20 protein-coding genes and 1 pseudogene are annotated in these 22,186 nt (G+C 33.9%); 6 read left to right on the plus strand and 15 right to left on the minus strand.

What is annotated here, in order from left to right; translation table 11 throughout:
• Positions 1-48 precede the first annotated feature (48 nt).
• The 3 genes from SO785_RS05355 to SO785_RS05365 all read right to left on the minus strand — a co-directional run bounded on the left by SO785_RS05355 (position 49) and on the right by SO785_RS05365 (position 4,461).
• Positions 49-1,236: an AI-2E family transporter gene (locus SO785_RS05355; RefSeq protein WP_003546511.1), complete on the minus strand. Its 1,188-nt coding sequence runs from the start codon at positions 1,234-1,236 to the stop codon at positions 49-51.
• A 15-nt stretch (positions 1,237-1,251) separates the two neighbouring features.
• On the minus strand, positions 1,252-1,632 hold the full coding sequence (locus SO785_RS05360) for a PTS glucitol/sorbitol transporter subunit IIA (protein ID WP_003546509.1): 381 nt from the start codon (positions 1,630-1,632) through the stop codon (positions 1,252-1,254).
• A gap of 69 nt (positions 1,633-1,701) precedes the next feature.
• On the minus strand, positions 1,702-4,461 hold the full coding sequence (locus SO785_RS05365; protein WP_003546507.1) for a cation-translocating P-type ATPase: 2,760 nt from the start codon (positions 4,459-4,461) through the stop codon (positions 1,702-1,704).
• A 156-nt stretch (positions 4,462-4,617) separates the two neighbouring features.
• Here SO785_RS05365 and SO785_RS05370 point away from each other — a divergent pair, with 156 nt between their 5' ends.
• Together SO785_RS05370 and SO785_RS05375 are read left to right on the plus strand one after the other, a co-directional pair.
• On the plus strand, positions 4,618-5,646 hold the full coding sequence (locus SO785_RS05370) for a lactonase family protein (RefSeq protein WP_003546505.1): 1,029 nt from the start codon (positions 4,618-4,620) through the stop codon (positions 5,644-5,646).
• Positions 5,647-5,738: 92 nt separating this feature from the next.
• Positions 5,739-6,431 carry a TVP38/TMEM64 family protein gene (locus tag SO785_RS05375; protein WP_011254217.1) on the plus strand — a complete coding sequence of 231 codons (693 nt, stop codon included), beginning with the start codon at positions 5,739-5,741 and terminating at the stop codon, positions 6,429-6,431.
• 26 nt (positions 6,432-6,457) lie between these two features.
• Here the strand turns inward: SO785_RS05375 and SO785_RS05380 are convergent, their stop codons facing one another.
• The 4 genes from SO785_RS05380 to SO785_RS05395 form a co-directional block, all read right to left on the minus strand.
• Positions 6,458-8,233, minus strand: coding sequence for an oleate hydratase (locus SO785_RS05380; protein WP_011254216.1), 1,776 nt, complete (start codon positions 8,231-8,233; stop codon positions 6,458-6,460).
• A 106-nt stretch (positions 8,234-8,339) separates the two neighbouring features.
• Positions 8,340-9,242 (minus strand): RluA family pseudouridine synthase, encoded by a 903-nt coding sequence (locus SO785_RS05385; protein WP_003546500.1) that lies wholly within the window; start codon positions 9,240-9,242, stop codon positions 8,340-8,342.
• Complete coding sequence (locus SO785_RS05390) at positions 9,235-10,038, minus strand: NAD kinase (RefSeq protein WP_011254215.1); 804 nt, start codon at positions 10,036-10,038, stop codon at positions 9,235-9,237. The genes SO785_RS05385 and SO785_RS05390 overlap by 8 nt, the downstream gene beginning before the upstream one ends.
• Positions 10,035-10,667, minus strand: coding sequence for a GTP pyrophosphokinase (locus tag SO785_RS05395; RefSeq protein WP_003546495.1), 633 nt, complete (start codon positions 10,665-10,667; stop codon positions 10,035-10,037). The genes SO785_RS05390 and SO785_RS05395 overlap by 4 nt, the downstream gene beginning before the upstream one ends.
• A gap of 76 nt (positions 10,668-10,743) precedes the next feature.
• Between SO785_RS05395 and SO785_RS05400 the strand changes: the two genes are divergently transcribed.
• Positions 10,744-11,358 (plus strand): CYTH domain-containing protein, encoded by a 615-nt coding sequence (locus SO785_RS05400; RefSeq protein ID WP_003546493.1) that lies wholly within the window; start codon positions 10,744-10,746, stop codon positions 11,356-11,358.
• Between the two features lie 79 nt (positions 11,359-11,437).
• Positions 11,438-12,058 (plus strand): DsbA family protein, encoded by a 621-nt coding sequence (locus SO785_RS05405; RefSeq protein ID WP_003546492.1) that lies wholly within the window; start codon positions 11,438-11,440, stop codon positions 12,056-12,058.
• Here the strand turns inward: SO785_RS05405 and SO785_RS05410 are convergent.
• The 6 genes from SO785_RS05410 to SO785_RS05435 all read right to left on the minus strand — a co-directional run bounded on the left by SO785_RS05410 (position 12,055) and on the right by SO785_RS05435 (position 16,792).
• Positions 12,055-12,918, minus strand: coding sequence for a competence protein CoiA (locus SO785_RS05410; RefSeq protein ID WP_011254214.1), 864 nt, complete (start codon positions 12,916-12,918; stop codon positions 12,055-12,057). The two genes, SO785_RS05405 and SO785_RS05410, sit on opposite strands and share 4 nt — an antisense overlap.
• Positions 12,919-13,001: 83 nt before the next feature.
• Complete coding sequence (locus tag SO785_RS05415) at positions 13,002-13,742, minus strand: adaptor protein MecA (protein WP_003546487.1); 741 nt, start codon at positions 13,740-13,742, stop codon at positions 13,002-13,004.
• Positions 13,743-13,886: 144 nt separating this feature from the next.
• A complete protein-coding gene (gene spxA, locus SO785_RS05420; RefSeq protein ID WP_011254213.1) occupies positions 13,887-14,285 on the minus strand; it encodes a transcriptional regulator SpxA in 399 nt (132 codons plus the stop codon).
• Positions 14,286-14,495: 210 nt separating this feature from the next.
• The gene (ptsP, locus tag SO785_RS05425) at positions 14,496-16,229 is read right to left on the minus strand and encodes a phosphoenolpyruvate--protein phosphotransferase (RefSeq protein WP_011254212.1); all 1,734 of its coding nucleotides are present in this window, start codon (positions 16,227-16,229) and stop codon (positions 14,496-14,498) included.
• Positions 16,229-16,495 (minus strand): phosphocarrier protein HPr, encoded by a 267-nt coding sequence (locus SO785_RS05430; protein WP_003546482.1) that lies wholly within the window; start codon positions 16,493-16,495, stop codon positions 16,229-16,231. The genes ptsP and SO785_RS05430 overlap by 1 nt, the downstream gene beginning before the upstream one ends.
• A 114-nt stretch (positions 16,496-16,609) precedes the next feature.
• Positions 16,610-16,792 carry a hypothetical protein gene (locus tag SO785_RS05435; protein ID WP_015613328.1) on the minus strand — a complete coding sequence of 61 codons (183 nt, stop codon included), beginning with the start codon at positions 16,790-16,792 and terminating at the stop codon, positions 16,610-16,612.
• 191 nt (positions 16,793-16,983) lie between these two features.
• Here SO785_RS05435 and SO785_RS05440 point away from each other — a divergent pair, with 191 nt between their 5' ends.
• Positions 16,984-19,170, plus strand: coding sequence for an ATP-dependent Clp protease ATP-binding subunit (locus SO785_RS05440; protein WP_011254211.1), 2,187 nt, complete (start codon positions 16,984-16,986; stop codon positions 19,168-19,170).
• Positions 19,171-19,340: 170 nt separating this feature from the next.
• Complete coding sequence (locus tag SO785_RS05445; protein ID WP_003546474.1) at positions 19,341-19,622, plus strand: DUF1827 family protein; 282 nt, start codon at positions 19,341-19,343, stop codon at positions 19,620-19,622.
• Positions 19,623-19,686: 64 nt separating this feature from the next.
• Here SO785_RS05445 and SO785_RS05450 read toward each other — a convergent pair whose 3' ends face one another.
• Positions 19,687-21,258, minus strand: a complete 1,572-nt coding sequence (locus SO785_RS05450; protein ID WP_003546473.1) for a peptide chain release factor 3 — start codon at positions 21,256-21,258, stop codon at positions 19,687-19,689.
• A pseudogene (locus tag SO785_RS05455) lies at positions 21,258-22,122 on the minus strand (hemolysin family protein). The gene SO785_RS05450 and the pseudogene SO785_RS05455 overlap by 1 nt, the downstream one beginning before the upstream one ends.
• Between the last annotated feature and the right edge of the window lie 64 nt (positions 22,123-22,186).

The raw sequence follows: 22,186 nt of genomic DNA on the forward strand, positions 1-22,186 counted from the left end.
TAATCAAAAAAGCGTAGCTTTTAAGCCACGCTTTAAAACTATTTAGTATTATTTCTTACTTTCATCTGCATCCCCCGTGGTTAAAGAAGCAGCATCTTCGTTACTAAAAATATCAGATTCTCTTCGATAATAATTGTACACGCGGGACACAATAATCTTCAAGACGGCATAGATCGGAATACCGAAAATAACACCCCAAAGCCCCCATACAGAACTTGCACCGATTAAAAGTAAGATTGTGGTAACAGGATGCATTTGCATCTTATTCCCCATAACCAATGGACTCAAAATTCTTGTTTCAATTGTTTGTTCGATTGCAAAAACAATTAATACTTTAACCAGCATTGAGCCTGAAGTCATAATTGAAATTACAATTACAGGAATTAAAGCAAGTGGTGTACCAAAGTATGGAATTAAATTCATAAATCCAGCCAAAATAGCTAAGGCCAAACCATATGGTAACCCAATAATTATATAGCCGATCGTAAACATAACGCCTACCCAAAAGGCAACCGTAATTTGACCACGAATATATGAGGCTACAGCATAATTAATATCATACAGCAATTTACTAAAACTTTGTTGCCAAGTTTCTGGCACAAATTTAGTAATATATGGACGTAACTGATGACCATCTTTAAGCATAAAGAATAATATGAACGGTGCAGTAAGCAAAGTCATTACTATCATCGTAATAATACTTACAGCAGAGGAAATATTGCCTAAAGTTGAATTTACAGTATTTTGTCCAGACTTAAATAGAGTCTTTTGCGTATCATCAATCATACCTTGGATACTACCCTTAACCGAATGAAGACGTGGATCACGCAATGCATTTTGCGTAGCATTAACTGCATCATTCCAGATATGAGGCCAGTTTTTAACCAATGAATTAATCTGATGTTGTGCAATAGGAACCAGAATATTAATAATCCAGATCATAGCAATAACTACGAACAAGAATAAAACAATAATTGTTAATACTCTTGGAACTCTGAATTTCTTTTCGAACCAATCTACAACAGGATTCATAATATAGTATTGAATAAGTGCTAAAAGTAATGGCGGTAAAATCGCACTGAAAAATACCCAAGCAGGATTCAATACAAATGATATTTTATTAAAAACCCAAATAATTAAGAAGAATAATAAGATGTTTAATAAAACAATACTAAAACGGTTATTTAGGAACCATCTTTTAAATAAGGTTTCACCCCTATGTTTTTTATAATTCATCTATATTCCTAATAATTAAATGTGTTCATAAACAATATCATCATCTACTTTAAAAGTAGGAAGTGGTTGAGAAACATCCGGATCAAAGTACACAGCGTTAGCCAATGGTGCTTTTGGTACTGGACGGTTAAAGAATAATGTAGCGTGACCTAAGGCCTTCATGTTACTTTCTACCATTGGACCTACATAATTAGCTACATAAGTTTGACCATCAACAGTAAGAGTATCGCCTCTCTTAAATACAAAATCACTAACTGGTGTTTCAGCACTAAATTTTTGAATGACGGATACGTCTTCTAAATCCTTGTTAGCACCTTCGCCAAATAAAATTACCATGCCATCTTTATTATCGACAGCTTTTTTACCGACTTGTGTTATAGTTGAAATCCATTTCATAATTATATATCTCCTTAAAGTCAATTCTAGCATAAGAAAGGTCAGTTAAACACTTAAGTTACATAAAAATTAATTAATATTTTTGTTGTAATACATTAACCACTTTCTTACTTCATCTAATAGAACTAGCGGAATAGGAAGAAGGAAGAGAAACAACCAGTCTACCCCATTCAGCGGCACAGTATTGAAAATGTTATTAATGCCTGGAATTATTGTTAAAACAAAGAATAAACAAATTTCAAAAATTATACCGTACCAAATATTTTTATTACTAAATAATCCTTTTTTGAATATAGATACTTTATTAGTACGACAATTCAATACATTAGCAACTTGAGTAAAGACAATTGCACCTAAAACCATAGTAGTTGCTCTCATATATATTGGACCACTTGCAGCCAAAGCTTTTGTTGGCCAGCCATTTTGCCAGTTAACAAAAAAGTAAGCTGCAGTCGAAATCACACTAGATAATAAGCCATACCAACAAAAAGCTCTGAGCATGACACTCTTATTTAATAAATGTTCTGATCTTTTACGAGGAGGCTGCTTCATTACATCTGGATCGGCAGGTTCTGCTCCTAACCCCAGAGCAGGAAGCATATCTGTCCCTAAATCTACAGTTAAAATTTGCATTACTGTCATAGGTAATGGGATTAATCCAGCTGAAAAAAGAAACAAAACCGATGGAATAGCTTCTGGTACATTTGAAGTCAAGATATAGGTTAAGAATTTACGGATATTACTGTAAACTGCACGCCCTTCTTCAATCGCAGCTACGATTGAGGCAAAGTTGTCGTCTGTCAAAATCATGTTAGCTGCTTCCTTAGCAACATCAGTACCTGTTTTTCCCATTGCAATACCAATATCAGCTTGCTTTAATGCGGGTGCATCGTTAACACCGTCACCGGTTGAAGCAACAACTTCACCATTTGCCTGGCAGTTTTTCACTATCCGATACTTTTGTTCGGGAGCAACACGAGCAAAAATGACTTCGCCTTTTAAAGCTTTACGTAATTCTTCATTACTCATTGTTTCAAGTTCAGTTCCTGAAATAACGCGAGCCTTATCAGAGGTCAAACCAATTTGAACAGCTACTGATTTAGCAGTTAATTTAGAATCTCCAGTTACCATGATGATTCTAATTTTTGCTTGATGGCACCGTTTAACAGCATCATAAATTTCAGGACGTGGTGGATCACTCATTGTACCCAAACCTACAAAGATCAAGTCCTTTTCTGCATCCTCAATACTAATCTTATTGATATCAACATCATGATCAATAATTCGATAGGCTAATGCCATACTGCGTAAACCACGTGCAGCATATTCAGCATTAGCTTTTTGGGCACGTGCTCGATCTTCATCGGTCATTTTACGAACTTTACCATTGATTTGAATTCGATTGCATTCTTTAATCGTGTCACTATAAGAACCCTTAGTAAAAATAATATATTGAGTATCATTCCAATGATGAATCGTTGACATTCTTTTACGATCAGAATCAAACGGTAATTCTCTTAAGCGTGGATATTTAATTATAACTTTTTGTTTATCAAAACCGGCTTTTTGTGCCATTATAGTTAAAGCCGCTTCAGTTGGCGTACCTAATATTTTAGGTTTACCACCTTCTTTAGCTGATTGAACTGACGTATCATTGTCCAATGCAGCAATTTGTACTAATTTATGTAAATCAGGATTTTCTTCATACCATAGTTGTTTTTGTTTTAATTCTACTTGGCCGTTGTTAACATATCCATTTCCTGTAACTTGATATTCACCAGCCGGTGTCCAAATATAATGAATTGTCATCTGATTTTGAGTTAGAGTACCAGTTTTATCTGAACAAATAACTGTGGTTTCGCCTAAAGTTTCAACAGAATTTAATTCTTTAACTAAAGCATGTTTCTTGGCCATTCTTTTAACACCTTGAGCTAAGCTTAAAGTTACGGTTGGAAGTAGCCCTTCTGGAATAAAAGCGACAATCATCCCTAGTGCAAAAATAAAAGCCTTAGCTAATGGATATTTAACGAAGAAAATCGCTGCAATAAAAAATAACACGCCAATTGTAATAGCAATAATTGAAATTTGCTTAGTTAAACGATTCAATTCTGCCGTCAATGGACTAATTGTCTTAGTCTGCTTTTGTGTTAAACTAGCAATACGTCCAAATTCTGTGTTCATGCCAGTAGCAAAAGCTATTGCTCTAGCCGTTCCTGCTCCAACTGTAGTTCCAGAATAAACCAAATTACTCTCAGCATAACTACCTTCTCCTGGATCATATTTAGTTGTCTTAGATTCAGGAACAGATTCTCCATTTAAGGCACTTTGATCAACTTGCATCGAACTAGCAGAAATTATTCTCGCATCTGCTGGAATGGAATTTCCTGCTCGTAATACAAAGACATCCCCAGGGACAAGTTCTTTACTATCAATCTGTTTTTTCTTACCATCACGAATCACGTCAACATACGTTGGTAACATGTTATTCAAAGCATCAGTAGCACGCTTAGCAGCACGCTCTTGCCAGAAACTAAATAAACCATTAATCACATTAACTAGCCAAATGGCGATTCCTAGCTCAAGTGTCCCTGATACAATAGCAATCAAACCTGAAATCCAGAGTAAAATTGCCATCATACTAGTAAAGTTTTTTAAAAAAGTGCGCCATTCTGATTCTGCTGCTGCCTTTTTTATTTCATTAAGACCGTATTTCTTTAATCGCTTATCAGCCTCGTCTTGTGATAAGCCATCAACAGAAGAATGCAAATTAATAAAAACATCTTTAATATTATTTTGAGCATATAGTTTGCGGATTTTCTTTTCATCCATCTACACACGCCTTCTTTAACAAAATAAAGATCTATTCGTTTTTCTTTATAGATACACTCTAACACTTTTAAATGAAAATAGTCATAATCCATCGTTGTATTTCACATGGTATACTTAATTTGAAGTAGTATTTTTCTATAGAAACGGAGGACTTCAATGAAAGTATTAATCGGAGGATATACTAAGAAAACTTCTAAAGGAATTTACGAATTACCCTTTATTGGCGAAGATAATGAAGCACATTTGGAAAAAGCCGAAAATATTATTAGCGTTGGCGGACCAACTTACTTTCAAAAAGACGGTGATTTAGTTTTTACAATTAATAACGCCGGAGATGAAGGTGGTATTAGTGCATTCAAGTTAAGTGATCATGGCTCAAATGAAATTGACCGTCATTTAACACCTGGTGCTTCACCTGCATATATAGGCATTAATAAAGAAAAGAAATTGCTCTATACTGCAAATTACCATACTGCTGTTTTATCAGTATTTCAATATTCTAATAGCGGTAAGCTGGCTTTAGTTGCTCAAACTACTCACAAAGCGGAATCTTTAGGACCTCGTCCTGAACAAGTTGATGGACCACACCCACACTTTTTTGATGAAACACCTGCTGGTAATTTAGTAAGCTGTGATTTAGGTAACGATACTGTTGATTTCTATCGTCTTGAAAATAATGAGCTTAAACATCTTGCTCAATATAAAAATGAAGCCGGCTTTGGTGATCGTCATATCGTATTTTCAAAAGATGGCAATTATTTCTACGTTGTAGGTGAACTTTCAAGTCAAATTAACGTAGTTAAATTTAATGAAAACACATGGGAATTTGAAGATATCGCTACTTATAAGACAATTCCTGAAGACTTTACTGAACATAACGGTGCAGCTGCTTTATATATTACTAACGATGGTAAATATATCTATAATTCTAATCGCGGCCACAATTCAATCACAGTATTTAAAGTGAATGACGATCATACTTTAAGTTTAATACAACGAATTTCAACTTTTGGCGACTTCCCTCGTGACTTTAACTGGGATGAAACGCAAAAGTACGTCGTAGCAGCAAATCAAAACACAGATAATGCTACATTATATTTAAGAAACGGCGGAAATGGCACATTAACTCCTATTCAAACAGAAATTCCAGTACCGGAAGGTACGCGCGTTCTTTTTACTAAGTAGGAAATAGATCATGACCTTATAGTCATGCCTTTTTCATTTATAAAAATTAAAGTAAAATATAATTATATAAATCTGATTAAGAAGGTGACAGAGTGAAACGAAAAACTATTAGAATTATTTTGTTTATTTTTGGTGGTATTTTAGGAGCACTTGTTTTATATAAACTTTATCTAAACTATTTACCAGAATTAAAATTAGTATTTCATTTTGATCACCGTAATGAAGAACTACTTATTAAGATGGTACGTAGTCATGGTATTGAGGATCTTGCTTTTTTATTTGTATTAAATGCAATTTGTGTTGCAATTCCTGGATTATCCAATGGGATCTTTTGTGTTCTAAATGGAGTGCTTTACGGCCCGGCAATCGGATTTATTGTCAATTGGGTCAGTGATATCTTAGGACAAGTCATTTTAATGGAATTATTGCGTAAACTATATGATATTAACCATATATCCCATAGTAAAATCTATAAGTTATTATCAACACAAAAATATCCTATGATTGCTTTAACTATTGGATACTTAATTCCTTTTATTCCTAGTGCAACGGTTAGTTATGTTAATGTTATGATTAACAAAAGTAGTCGTAAAAATCAATTAATCCCGATTATCATTGGTGTTGCACCATTTGCTTATCTATATGCTTATGGCGGAGATTCAATCTTGCATCTGGATAGTGCACGTATCATTAAATCTATTATTTGGATAATAGTAATTGCCGTCCTTGCTGTAGCAATTTTATTAATTATGAGAGAGATAAAAAAGCGTACTAAAAAAGCTTGAGCTAAGTGAATGCTCAAGCTTTTTTATTAGACTAAATTTGCTTCTTTAAGTAGTTCTTCTACCCAAGTCTTTTTAATCTTTCTCATTCCTGTCTTTACGGCAAGCTTTTCAGGAAGAGGCATATCTTGATCTGCTAGCTTCTTCTTGTCTGACATGTAGTACATAGCACGTAAAAGCTGGCGAATATCATAAATTGAGTCAAATACTTCTGGTACGCCACGATCAACATTAAGTAATGTATAAACAGCCTCCATAGCTGTTCTGACAGAATACTCAGTAGTAAACACAGTATCTCTTGTTGGAGATTCTGCAAAATTACCAATAAAGGCAAGGTTTATTGATCCTTCTGGCACAACATCTGGACGATCACCATCACGACGAGGCATGAAGTAACTAGTAATATATGGCATATAAACTGGTACGGTATTCATATTTTCCTCGCTGGCCAATTCACTAATTTGGCTTTCGGGAACACCTAAGTGGTAAAGCAACTCTTCTGCAATTTCTTTGCCAGTACAATCAACAATTCTCTTTTTAATATAGTTACCTTCAGTATCTGAATAAAGTGCATAAATCCAAACAACAATTTGGTCTGGGTTTTGACTCTTAAAATGTGGTTGACGGTGAATAGTAAAACTAAGTTCCCAGTTAGAATCAACGATAGTAATAATACCACCTGTGTTAACCTTACCATCATACAAACTGCGCTTGGTTAAGCGCTCAAAATATGGTGCAAGCTTCTTATTCTCCAATGTAGCAGTTGCGGAAACAAACCAACTACGTTCTGGTAGGTTTTCGCAGAATACATCTGGATGACCGAAAGCTGGATCTTGCTTAGCCAAATTTTCCCATAACTTCCATGAATCACCTTTAGCATTAGTAATTGGAGCTGGAGTATTCTGATCACCATAAGTAGAACTTTCAGTAATTGAACCGTTAGTTACAAAGACGATGTCATTATGTGTTAAATCAATTTCTTTATCTTTGCCATTCTGCGTCATAACAATCTTCTTGGCAATTTTACTGTCGCCTTCATGATCTACCTCGACATTCTTAACATGGCAGTCATATTCAAATTGCACACCATGATCTTTAAGATATGCAAGAAGTGGTTTAACCATTGATTCATATTGATTATACTTATTAAACTTTAAGGCAGTAAAATCAGGCAACCCATCAATATGATGAATAAAGCGCATTGCATAACGGCGCATTTCGGCTAATGAATGCCATTTTTCAAAAGCAAACATTGTTGACCAGTATGTCCAGAAATTAGTCTTAAAGAACTCATCACTGAAAAATTCTTCAATAGTTTGCCCTTCAATTTCCTTTTCAGGGGTCATAATCAACTTGACAATTTCATTAGCACATTTGCCTAAACCATATTGTCCATCACTTGGAAGACGATCTCCACGATTATAAATTAAACGACAATTTGATGAATTGGGATCTTCTTTGTCAAGCCAATAATATTCATCAAGATACGATGCGCCTGGAACTTCCAAACTTGGAATTGAGCGGTACATATCCCATAAACATTCAAAATGATTCTCCATTTCGCGTCCACCACGAACAACAAAGCCCGCATTGGGACGATCTGCACCATCAAGAGAACCACCAGCAACTGGTAATTCTTCTAAAATATGAATATTTTCACCTTTCATTTGTGCATCTCGTACTAAAAATACGGCTGTAGAAAGACCAGCTAGACCACTACCAATAATATAAGCAGATTTCTTGTCCACGCCTGCAGGTTTCTTAGGATCTGCAAATGCTTCGTAATTACCATTGGAATAATACATAAAGATGTCCTCTTTTCCTGTATAAGTATAGTTTTATATTACATATTCTTATTGTAAAAAAAGCGCTTTCTATATGCAAGAAATTAACCAATTTTGCTAAATAAATTTATGAATTTTTATACTTTAGTTTTTGCCATAATTTACGCATATCTAATGGATCATCAATTTTAATAATTTTATCTTTATTATCAAATGGATCTGGAAAACTTAAATAAAAACAATTCAATGCTTGGCGTGAAAAATTATCATCGATGCCATACAATGGATCACCGTATAATGGATGACCCAAATACATCATATGAACACGTATCTGATGTGTTCTACCAGTTAACAAGCGTAACTCAACCAAACTAGCTCCTGAGACCTGATCTAAAACTCGATACTCCGTTTGAGCACTTTTTCCATTTAGTACTACGCCTCTTTTTACACCAGCATCAATTTTACCTATTGGTTGATCAATTAACCCCTCTAATTTATCTTCTGCAAAATTACCATGAACAATTGCATGATATTTTTTTATAAACTTCTCTTTTCCAATTTTGCTGAAACGAGCATGAGCAATAGAATTCTTCCCCACTAAAACCAATCCGGATGTATCGCGATCTAATCTTGTGATTACGTGTGGCTTTAAGTCTTTTTCCTTTTTCTCCATAAAATAGCCCATCAAGCGATTAACTATTGCGTCATCATCTTCATATCTAGAAGGAATTGATAAAACATTTGCAGGTTTATTTACTAAAATATAATTTTTAGTTTCTAAAACTGGATCAACCGGATTATTCGAATGTTTTAACCATTGATTTTTCTTTTCTTCTCCACTAACAAAAATCACTTCATCACCAATTTTTAAATTAAAACTAGTATATCTTCGTTTATGATTAACCAAAATCATTCCATGATGATGTTTTGCATTATTTAATGCCTGATGTGAAAAACCTTTTTTTAACAAAAAAGGACCCAACTTTTTTGGGTCTCTTTCCTGCACAATTAGCTTAAATAAACTAGTCATTACTATTGTTTTCTCCAATAAATGCATCTTGTACACGTGACCAAAAATGGTGATGACCAAATTGATCAAATTGAATTGAATGGTGCGAAATGCGATATTCTATCTTTTTAGCGTTTCTAACATCAATTCTTGCTCCATCGACAGTCATTACAAAGTGATCCGCATTAGGAACAATGGTAATCCATTGATCTGGTGCAATTACAATCGGGGCAGATAAAGTTCTAAATACTCGATTATTAATCGAAGCAATTTCCGTCATTTGTAATGCCTTTAATCGTGGATGAATAACTGCGCCGCCTAAAGATTTGCTATAAGCTGTTGAACCAGTAGGCGTTGAAACACACAATCCGTCGCCTCTAAAGTTTTCAAATAGCTCATCGTTGATATAAACATCCGCTTCAAGTGTATGCGAAACTCGTTTTACAGCTGACTCATTGACAGCCAAATGATATTTTGTTTCACCTGATTCGGTAATCAATTTAATTTCAAGTAATGGATATTTGGCCGGGGCTTCGTCCGTTAATAAAAGTGCATCTACCATTTTATCGATATCGTAATTACGCCAATCGGTGTAAAAGCCTAAATGCCCTGTATGTACACCTATAAAACGTACTGAGTCTACTTGATTTTCATAACGATGAAAAGCATTGATTAATGTACCATCCCCACCAACAGAAATCACTACATCTGGATACTTAGCATCAAAAACCACATTTTTCTTTTTTAATATTTCTTTTAAATAAGCAACAGTTTTCAGCGTTTTATCGTAATTATTGTGCGCAATTGTTACTTTCATAACTTTTCCTTGCCCTTATTTTTAGTAAAAATCTTCTGAGCCTCTTGAACTTCATCTTTGATGGAGGACATTTCTTCATCAAGCTTATAAGCTGCTTCTGCAGTTGATTTAAGACGTTTAGAAATATCTTCTGGATAAACACCCTGATATTTATAATTCAAAGTATGCTCCACTGTAGCCCAAAAATTCATTGCCATAGTTCTAATTTGAATTTCTGCAATTAATTTTTTAGGTCCTTCCGGTAAATATACAGTATAACTAATTACCATGTGATATGAACGATAACCTGATGGTTTGGCATTTTGAATATAATCACGTTCTTCTACAACTTCCATATCATCGCGAGCATGAATCAAATCAACCACTTTATAAATATCATCCACAAACTGGGTCACAATTCTAATTCCAGCAATATCCTGCATATCAATCTCTATTACATCTGAACTGATCACACGTCTCGCCATTTTTTCTTTAATAGAATCTACTGTCTTCACTCTACCAATTACGAATTCAATTGGTGAGTGCTCACCTTTAGTTAAAAATCCTTGTCGAAGAGAACGAAATTTAACCTTAAGTTCACGAACAGCTTCATTATATGGCCATAAGAAGTTATCCCAATCTATTTCCATGAGAAAACATCCCTTTCTTAAGCAAACACTCTAATTTTAACATATAATTGTTTATATAAGGTTTTGGAGGAAAATTATGAGTAAACATCGAGAAATTGAAGCAAAAACACTTTTATCAAAAGAAGTCTATCAAAAAATCACTAATAGTTTCCAAGTTAAAAATAATTTTATTCAAGAAAACTATTATTTTGATACACCAAAGGACTTTTTAAAAAAACATAATATTAGCCTAAGAATTAGGATCTACGCAGATCATGCAGAACAAACAATGAAAGTGCCTGATCCTAACCCAGTGCAAAAGAACTTCCATGAAGTTATTGAAATTAATGATAACCTAACTCGTGAAAAAGCTAAAGAACTAATTGAACAAAAACATGTCATTTTTCAGGGTAATATTGGAGAATATATTACTAATCATTTTACTTCTGAACAAAATAAATTATCAATCTTTACTTGGAGTAAAACTAGACGTATCTTGATGAATGGCCCCGAAAATTGTGAATTAACTTTAGATGCCACATCTTATCCTGATAGCTATAAAGATTACGAATTAGAAATCGAAAATACTAATCCAACTTTAATCCAAAAGGTTCAACAAATCCTTGAAAAAGACTTTAACTTCACACAAACAGCCGATAATACTAACCAAAATAAAATTGCTCGTGCCAGTGCACATAAAAATACCATATAGAAAATAAAGCATATTTTTTGTCACTTATTTTTTTTCTTGCTAAAGTAACAATGAATAAATCACTAAAGAGGTCGAGAGTATGTTTGAGATTTTTCTATTCATCAATCCAATAGGGATTTATTGTTATGACACGGAGAAGCAAATCCGTAAAACTATGGATGAGCTTGGAGTTGACGTTTGTTATCACTATATTCCTATTGCTAATGTTTGTCTTGTAAACGATGATCTTATTCGTCGTCGAAAAGATGCACAAAAATTGCCAGACATCAGCAGGTTTTCTTCAGCTACTTATCAGGCTTTACAAGATTACCATGCTATTAAACTGGCTTATGGTAATAAAAAGGCTCGTAAATATTTATACGAATTACAAAAAAGTTTAAGTCACGATGCTTCAGTGTATTCGCCTGAATTATTGAAAAAAATTACTACTGATTTAAATATTAAGTCCTCTTCACTCGAATCAATCAAGCAGGATGACTACATCATTCGTGCATCAATTGAAGAGGATCAAAAATTAGCTAATCAATGGAATATAAAAGCTACCCCTACTGTTGTTTTGTTCGATGAAAACAGTGACCAAAATGGTATTTTGTTAGATGGTCCAATCAACCAACATGACTTAGCTAATATACTGTTTCAGGATTGTGATGAACCTATTTCTCACTATCTACCTGAGCAACATCATTTGCGCCTTATCTAATTAAGGCGCTTTTTATTTTCTAAAAAAATTGTAACTGGATCAGGATCCCCAGGTTCTCGTAAGGAATTAAATAAATTATCTGGTAAATCATTAATATTTAGCCTATGTTTATATAGCAATTCAGCTATTTGTAATCCTAATTTTGTTTTTTGCTTAATTTGTTTTTTTAAATATTGTTTTTGTTCTGTCGCTTTCACTTGATAATCTTTCTTAATTGGCTTAAATTGCCAAAAAGATTGCATACTAATCTCATCCAACGCAAAATATTTAATTTGATACCTTAAAGCACGCGTTAGTGGTTCTTGCATGATATTATATTTTAAACAAAATCTATTCTTCTTTGGATTGATTTCTAAGTAATAATTTCCCCATTGTTTATTTTTTCTAAAAAAGATTAATTGGGTATCTTTTAAAAATCTTTTCAAATAATGGCGTTGTCCCACAATCCAAATATCCATTATTCCAATTTTTTTATATAAAAAATGACGATGTTTAAACTCTTTTTCACTCAAAGGTGCACACTGAATTTCAAATGCTAACTTTTCTGAAGCTAAAACATCTGCCCTCAGCTGTCCATCTGCTAACGGTATTTCTAATTTTGCATTAAAACCTGCTGCTGTTAAAGCTGATTTTAGTAGTATTTTAGACATATGATGTTCTTCTTTTTCTCCCATCATATGTCTATAACTAGTTAAATGCTTAAAAAAAGCTGATTTTTTCTGAGAAACTACTAATATCACTTTTTTATTGCAATGCGGACAACGATAAATTTCTTGATTTATTTTTTTATGTCCTGAATTAATTAAATATACCTCATTAACTGCAAGTACTAATTTTTCATTTAATATGGCTGCATACATTTTATATTCACCCATATTTTATTACGCAAAAAAGAGACGTTTTTTTGTACCGTCCCTTTTTCTTTATATCTTTTAATAATTACTTAATTCATTTGTTTAAGAAAATAATAACGAATGTGCCCTAGAGCATCTTGATTAAGTATACACTTGCCAGTCTCTTTAACAGTGTTCATTTCTTCGTTATCTATCTTAATCCCATATTCATTTGCAATTGCCCATGCATCAGCTGGTTTTAATTCTGCATAATTTTCATCAAGAAAAGCTAATTCCAAGTAATACTTGCCACGTTGATAATATAGACTAGATGCTAAATCACTAACTTTTAGATTATCAGCTAATTCAATTAAATCGCCGAGTTCATCAAAACTATATGCATGACGCTTTTGAAACTTCCAATATTCAATATCAGAAGCATCTTCATTGGCATCTAGATCTTTATCTTCATCATCTTGATCCAGTTGTGCATCTAAGTCATCCTTAGGATCAAGGTCGAAGAAGCTTCTCCTTGAATCAGGCTCCTCCTGTGTTTGATTATCGTCATCACCAAGTCCTGACATCATTTGACGTAAATTATTTGCCTCATCTGGTTTTACCTTGGTAATCATTAAATCAAGTCCACCATTGTTTGGCATTACTTGAAAAGTTACAGGTACACCTTTAGTAAAGGTATGATCCGTGTCTACTTCTGAAAGAATTGAATAAAAGAATTTTTGAATCTTTTCTTTGTCACCTAATAGATCCAAAACTCGCAACCCGCGACGAGCCAATTCATCTTTATTAATTCTGACCCTTATCGTATTTTCATTAATATGATCTACTTGCACAGGGTTTCACCTCCATGAATTAATATCTAATCATATTGTATCGTACTTTATACTTAAAATGAAATTTACTGATATTTACTACAAAATCATTATTCGTTAAAAATTAATAAAAGTGTTAGTGATATCACTAACACTTCTAAAATTTTATAAATCTGCGATCTTTTGTGCTTCAGCCAATTCTAAGCGACGAACTTTACGTGGTAAAAACCGACGAATTTCATCTTCATTGTAACCAACTTGAAGTCGACGATCGTCCATAATAATCGGTCTTCTTAATAAACTAGGATTCTTTTCTACTAAATCAAGTAATTGATCAATTGATAAATCATCTAAATTAATTTTCAATTGTTGGAAAGCTCTTGAACGAGTAGAAATGATTTCTTCAGTACCATTTTCTGTCATACGTAAGATCTTTAATAATTCTTCTTTAGTTAATGGCTCAGAAAAAATGTTTCTTTCCTTAAATGGAATATTATGTTTTTCAAGCCATGCTCTTGCCTTACGACATGAGGTACAACTAGGAGAGACATATAAATCTACCATAAAAATCACGCTCCTCAGAACAAATATTTGTATACGTTCTTTAACTTATAATCAGTATAACATACTAACTTCTTTTTTGTAAGTACTCATTTTATCTTTTATACTTACAACTACTTATATTCTAAAAATAAAGCGTGAATTATTTGTGAAGAAATTATTTGTTTTACTTAAAAATATAAAAAAAGAGACCAGATGGTCTCTTTTTGAAAATTACTTGTTAATTTTCTTCATTAAGTCGTTAACTAATTTTTCGTTTTCTTCAGCAGTTTCTGAAACAAAACAAGCTTCATTAGCTAATTCCTTAAGATCTTTGGTATCAAGCTTCTTCATTAAGCTTCTAATACGTAAGATTGAAGTTGCGCTCATTGAGTATTCATCAAGTCCCATTGAAAGTAAAATTGGGAACATGGTGTTATCACCAGCAGCTTCACCACACATACCACACCAAATACCATTTTCATGAGCAGCATCAATAGTGTGCTTAATCAAACGAAGTACTGATGGGTTATATGGTTGGTACAAGTATGATACGTTATCATTACCACGGTCAGCAGCCATAGTATATTGGATCAAGTCATTAGTACCGATTGAGAAGAAATCAACTTCTTTAGCAAATTGATCAGCCAAAACAGCTGCAGCAGGAACTTCGATCATCATACCAACTTGTAAGTTGTCACCGATCTTAACTCCCTTTTCAACAAGTTTTTGCTTTTCATCGTTTAAAATAGCCTTAGCCTTACGAAGTTCAGCTAATGTACCAACCATTGGGAACATAATACCAAGCTTACCATATGCGGAAGCACGGAGTAAGGCTCTTAATTGGGTACGGAAAATTTCTTCATTCATAAGTGAAAGACGAATAGCACGTACACCTAAGAATGGATTCATTTCTTCTGGTAAATCCCAGTAATCAAGGTGCTTATCACCACCAATATCCATAGTTCTGATAACAACTTGCTTGCCGTTCATACCTTCAATAACTTTCTTGTAGGCTTCGAATTGATCATCTTCAGTTGGGAAGTCTGATGAATCCATGTACAAAAATTCAGTTCTGTACAAACCAATAGCTTCAGCACCGTTTTCATGTACACCTGGCATATCGTTAGGAGTACCGATGTTTGCAGCAATAATAAATTGCTTACCATCTGCAGTTACTGATGGTTCATCCTTTAACTTCTTCCATTCAGCCTTTTGCTTAAGGAAGTCTTCACCCTTTTTCTTGTAGTCAGCTATTTGTTCTTCACTTGGTGAAATAATAGCTACACCGTCAAGACCGTCATCAATTAACATGTCGCCGTTTTTAACGTCTTTGGTGATTGAATCAGTACCAACAACAGCTGGCAATTCAAGTGAACGAGCCATAATTGCTGAGTGAGCGGTACGACCACCAACATCAGTAATAAAGCCTTTAACGTATTTCTTGTTAAGTTGTGCAGTATCACTTGGAGTCAAGTCATGTGCTACAACAATAACTTCGTGATCAATTGAAGCTGGGTTTGGTAATTCTTTACCAAGTAAGTGAGCCATAATACGCTTTGAAACATCACGTACATCAGCTGCACGTTCTTGCATATAAGGATTATCAGTCATCCCTTCAAAAATAGCAATAAACTTTTGTGCAGTTTCATCAAGGGCAGCTTCTGCATTAATCTTTGAATCCTTAATTTCATTCTCAATTGCACCAGTAAATTCTGGATCGTTCAAAATCATTAAGTGTGCTTCAAAAACTTGGGATTCTTCTTCACCCAAGCTCTTCTTAGCAATATCACGAATTTTTTCAACTTCGGCAGTTGATTCCTTAATAGCATCGTTATAACGTGCTACTTCAGCATCAATGTCGTCGACTGAAGACTTTGAGAATGAAAGATCAGGCTCCACAAGAAGATATGCTGGAGCAATGGCAATACCATCACTAGCAGCAATTCCTTTTAAAGTCTTGGTCATTATTCAGCTAAACCTTCTTTTTTCATAGTGTCTGCAATTGCGTCTAATGCGTCTTTTTCGTCGTCACCTTCAGCAGTGATAGTAACGTCAGCGTTTTGACCAACACCAAGTGACATAACACCCATGATTGACTTTAAGTTTACTGACTTACCATTGTATTCCAAGTTAATGTCTGAACCAAACTTTGAAGCAGCTTGTACTAAAAGAGTAGCTGGACGTGCATGAATACCTGTTTCTGCAATAATATGAAAATCACGTTTTTCCATTATGAATATCTCCTTTAAATTGAAAAAAATTAAACTGGTAATAAATACCCATTCGAGTAATAGATTATCATGTTTTTACAGTTTAGACAACAATAATGTAACAGTTTACATCATTCAATCATCGGTATTTGTCGCAGTATAGACGATAGATCCGCCTCTTTCGGCCCTGCCGGTAATATATTGTCGTTTGCCATAATTTCTAATAGTTTTTTGAAGATCAAAGGCATCTTTAGGTTCTACTCTATATTCTTTAAGTTCGCCAGAAACCAATTGGTCTAAAATTTTTTGATAATCCACAAATATCACCACACTTTTTAAATTTTATAATTTTTCTTCTTTTTATTCTACTCTTTACACTAAATTTTCTAAAATATTAACATTTTATTTAATTCTTACAAAAAATAAGTTAAATTGGCGCTTAGCACTTGACTACCAAGAGTGCTAAATATATAATTTTGGTACAGTTTAATTGAAAGGCGGTAATATATTTGCTTTGCCAAAATTGTCATCAACGGCCTGCCGCTATTCACCTTTTTACAAAGGTAAATGGTCAAAGCCGTGAAATTGATTTATGTCAACAATGTTATCAAGAATTAAGAAATCAACAAGGAAATCTAGAAAATATGAACAACAATAACGAATTTTTTGGCGACTTTGATGATTTATTTAACGCATTAAACGGAAATAACAACAACGCCGCAAATAACAATAATAATATGAAAAATAACGACCCAAGAATGCAAATGGGTGGTGGAAATGGTGGTCAAGGTGGTAGAAGCTTACTTGATCAATATGGTACTGATTTAACTGCTCTTGCTAAAAAAGGTAAAATCGATCCAGTTATCGGTCGTGATAAAGAAATCGCTCGCGTAATTGAAATTTTAAACAGAAGGACTAAGAATAATCCAGTTTTAATTGGTGAAGCCGGTGTTGGTAAGACAGCTGTAGTTGAAGGCCTTGCTCAAGAAATTGTAGATGGTTCTGTTCCAGCTAAACTTCAGAATAAACGTATTATTTCATTAAATGTTGTATCACTTGTTCAAGGTACTGGCATTCGTGGTCAATTTGAACAAAGAATGGAACAATTGATTAGAGAATTACAACAAAATGATGATATCATCCTCTTTATTGATGAAATTCATGAAATTGTAGGCGCCGGAAATGCCGAAGGCGGTATGGACGCAGGTAATATTATCAAACCTGCTTTAGCTCGTGGTGAACTCCAATTAGTTGGTGCTACTACTATTAAAGAATATCGTGATATTGAAAAAGATTCAGCTTTAGCACGTAGATTCCAACCAGTTGAAGTAAAAGAGCCTTCAATTGATGAAACGATTCGCATTTTGAAGGGAATCCAACAACGTTATGAAGACTATCATCATGTTCAATACTCCGATGATTCCATTGAGTCTGCTGTTAAATTATCAGCTAGATACATTCAAGATAGATTCTTACCTGACAAGGCTATTGATCTTTTAGATGAAGCCGGTTCAAGAATGAATTTAACTATTCCTTATATTGATAAAGGAAAAATGCAAGAACGTATTAACGCTGCAGAACAATTAAAAGAGGAATCTTTAAAGAACGAAGACTACGAAAAAGCAGCTTATTATCGTGATCAAATCGAAAAATATGAAAAGATGAAGGATCAAAAAGTTGATCCTGATAAATCACCAATTATTACCGATAAGATTATGAACAAGATTGTCGAAGAAAAGACAGGAATTCCTGTTGGTGATATTCAAAAGCAAGAAGAAAATCAATTGCAAAACTTGGCTAGTGATTTAAAGTCTAATGTTATTGGTCAAGACAAGGCAGTCGAAAAAGTTGCTCGAGCTATTCGACGTAACAGAATCGGTTTCAATAAGTCAGGACGTCCAATTGGTTCCTTCCTATTTGTTGGGCCAACCGGTGTTGGTAAGACCGAATTAGCTAAACAACTAGCCAAGCAAATGTTTGGTTCAGAAGATGCCATGATTCGTTTCGATATGTCAGAATACATGGAACAATATTCTGTCTCCAAATTAATCGGCTCTGCTCCAGGTTACGTAGGTTATGAAGAAGCTGGTCAATTAACTGAACAAGTTCGCCATAATCCATATAGCTTGATTCTACTTGATGAAATTGAAAAAGCTCATCCAGATGTTTTGAATCTTTTCTTACAAATCTTAGACGACGGCCGCTTAACTGACTCTCAAGGTAGAACCGTTTCATTTAAGGATACTATTATTATTATGACTTCTAACGCAGGCCAAGGTATCAAGAATGCCAGCGTTGGTTTTACTGCTGAAAATGATGACGAATCTAGCGAATCAGCAAGAAATAATATGAGTCAATTCTTTAAACCAGAATTTTTAAATCGTCTAGATGATGTAATTGAATTCAATGAATTGACTAAGCCAGACTTATTGGAAATTGTAGATCTTATGCTTCAAAACACTAACAATATGGTTAAGGATCAAGGCTTACATATTGACGTAACCTCAGCTGCTAAAAATAAGCTTGTTGAAGAAGGCTTTAATCCTGCTTTAGGTGCCCGTCCTCTTCGTCGTACAATTCAAGAAGAAATTGAAGATAAAGTTGCAGATTACAAGCTTGACCATACTGAAAGTAAAAACTTAAAGGCTGACGTAATTAATGATCAAATCGTAATCAGTGACGAAACAGCTCAATAATCTAACATAAATAAATATTTTAATTATATTCCAGAAGATTCTAAAACTATTTATTTTAGAATCTTTTTTGTTAGAAAATACAGTATGATTTACGCAAAAATAAATATATCAACTCTAAATTGTTGTATACTAAATTTAACAAGATAAACTATGAGAAACAGGTGAATTTAATGCATTTAATTGATGTAACTAACAATTATTCTGATTTGGTTCAAAGTCAACTTAATACTACTGATACTAATTATGTTAAGGTATATTCCTTAGGTAATACTTCTGTAATTTATACTGAAAGCAAAAATGCTATTGGTATTGCACTTGAAAATCATGATCGTCGTGTTCGTGAAGATGAAATTGTATTCATAATTAAACGTTTACTTAAAGATTATGATTCTTCATATACTTTAACTGTCGACAAAAGTCGTCATGTAATTGAAATTCATGTTGATAAGTAGTAAAAAGATAAATTTTGTAAAAAAAGTAGGGCTAGATTAAATCTTAGCCCTACTTTTTTATTGATTATAATTTTTCTGTCAATTTTATATCTGGATACTTATCACGGAAGAAACGCTCTGCAAATTCATTTTCAAATAAGAACAAAGGATTACCATAACGATCTTTCACAAGTAAGTTTCGACTATTAGACATTTGTGGATCAAGCTGTTCAGGATCAATCCAGCGTGCAACACGGTGACCAATGCTGTTCATCTCAACTTCAGAATTATATTCGTTTTTCATTCTAAACTGGAAAACTTCAAATTGCAATTGACCTACTGCACCCAAAATGTATTCATCAGTTTGGTAATTACGATAAAGCTGAATAGCACCTTCTTGTACCAGCTGATTCATCCCCTTATGGAATGACTTCTGCTTCATTACGTTCTTAGCAGTTACTCGCATAAACAATTCAGGAGTAAATTCTGGAAGAGCTGGATAAACAATCTTTCGTTTTCCAGAATAAATACTGTCACCTATTTGAAAATTCCCAGTATCGTAAAGCCCAACAATATCTCCTGCAACTGCGTCAGAGACTTGCACACGTTCACTAGACATAAATTCGGTTGCATTATTCAAACGAATTGGTTTACCTGTTCTAGCTAAAGTTACATCCAGACCCTTTTTAAATTCACCACTACCAATACGTACAAAAGCAATACGATCACGGTGGTTAGGATTCATGTTAGCTTGAATCTTAAATACAAAACCAGAAAATTCTGGATCTTCAGGGCTTAATTCTTCATCTTCATTGACAGTATGACTTTCTGGAGCTGGTGCCAAATCAACAAAACTATTTAAGAAAGTTTCAACACCAAAGTTAGTTAAAGCTGAACCAAAGAAGACAGGGGTTTGATCACCCATTGCGATCTTTTCACGATTAAATTTGTTACCAGCTTCTTTAATTAATTCAATTTCATCAAGAGTATCTTTAAATTGTGGATCTTGACTAAGCGCTTCACTATCAGGCAATGTACCATCATCATTTAATGGTAAAAATCTATCTTCACCATCTTTACGATAAAGTTCTACCCGATTATTGGCAATGTCATATAACCCCTTCAAAGTTTGACCTGAGCCGATTGGCCAGTTCATCGCTACACCTTCAATGCCAAGTAAATCTTCAAGTTCTGCAATTAAATCTAGTGGTGGACGACCATCACGGTCAAGCTTATTCATGAACGTAAAAATTGGAATACCACGTTGTTTTACAACCTTAAATAATTTCTTAGTTTGCGGCTCGATACCTTTGGCTGAATCAATAACCATGACTGCTGAGTCAACGGCCATCAAAGTACGATATGTATCTTCAGAGAAATCTTGGTGTCCTGGTGTATCCAAAATATTAATACGTTTACCTTTGTATTCAAACTGCATAACAGAACTTGTTACTGAAATACCACGCTTTTTTTCAATTTCCATCCAGTCACTTGTAGCAAAATTACCAGTTTTACGTGCTTTAACAGTACCTGCCTTACGAATCACCCCACCAAACAACAGCATCTGCTCAGTAATAGTAGTCTTACCTGCGTCTGGGTGAGAAATAATTGCAAACGTTCTTCTTTTTTCAACTTTCTCTGCTAACTCTTTATCCATTAGTCTTTTATATCTTCTTCCTTTTTCTTATTTATTGATAACAAAACAGTAAGCAATCTTGACCCCTTCATTCTTCTAGTTGTCAAAGTCATATCATTGCCAATATCGACAGTTAATTTTTCACCTTTTGCCGGAATTACTTTTAAAGTATTAATGACATATCCTGCTACTGTATCAACATCTTCCATTTTAAGATCTGTACCAAATTGCTCATTAAAATCATCTAAGGGCATTTTCCCATAAATAATATATTTATTAGGTGCAATTTGATTGTACAAAACTTCTGTATGATCTACTTCGTCATCGATATCCCCTACAATTTCTTCGATTAAATCTTCAATTGTAGCTAGCCCTGTAACTCCGCCATATTCATCTACTAAAATTGCTAATTGTCGCTGCGTTTGTTGCATTTCGATAAGTAAGTCACCTAATTCGGCGGTTTCTGGTGCAAACAAAGGCTCAGTCATTACGTCTTCATAATCTAGATTCTTAAAACCTTTTTCTCTAGCTTTACGCAGTACACTTCGAATGTGAATAATGCCCACAATTTTATCTTTATCTTTTTTTATATACCGGAATTCTTGAATATGGTTCTCGCAAGATTTCATTCAAATTATCCTGAAAACTAACGTCGGCATCAACCATAAATGCATCTGTGCGCGGAACCATTACTTCACGCGCTGTTTTACCTTGAAAGTCTAAAATTCCTTCTAACATTGAAAATTCCGTATCATCAATCTTATGATTATCATGTAGATTGATGATTTCTTTTTCCAAATGATCTTTAGACTTTTCTTTTTTCTCACCGGATAAACGATTCTTCAAGCGATCAAAAAGATTCCCTGCTCCAGGATCACTACTCATTTTTTTACTCTCTTTCTTAAAAAGCATCTAAATAAAATTATTATAGCATAGAGCAATTATCATT

Source organism: Lactobacillus acidophilus (assembly GCF_034298135.1).
Lineage (GTDB): Bacteria > Bacillota > Bacilli > Lactobacillales > Lactobacillaceae > Lactobacillus > Lactobacillus acidophilus.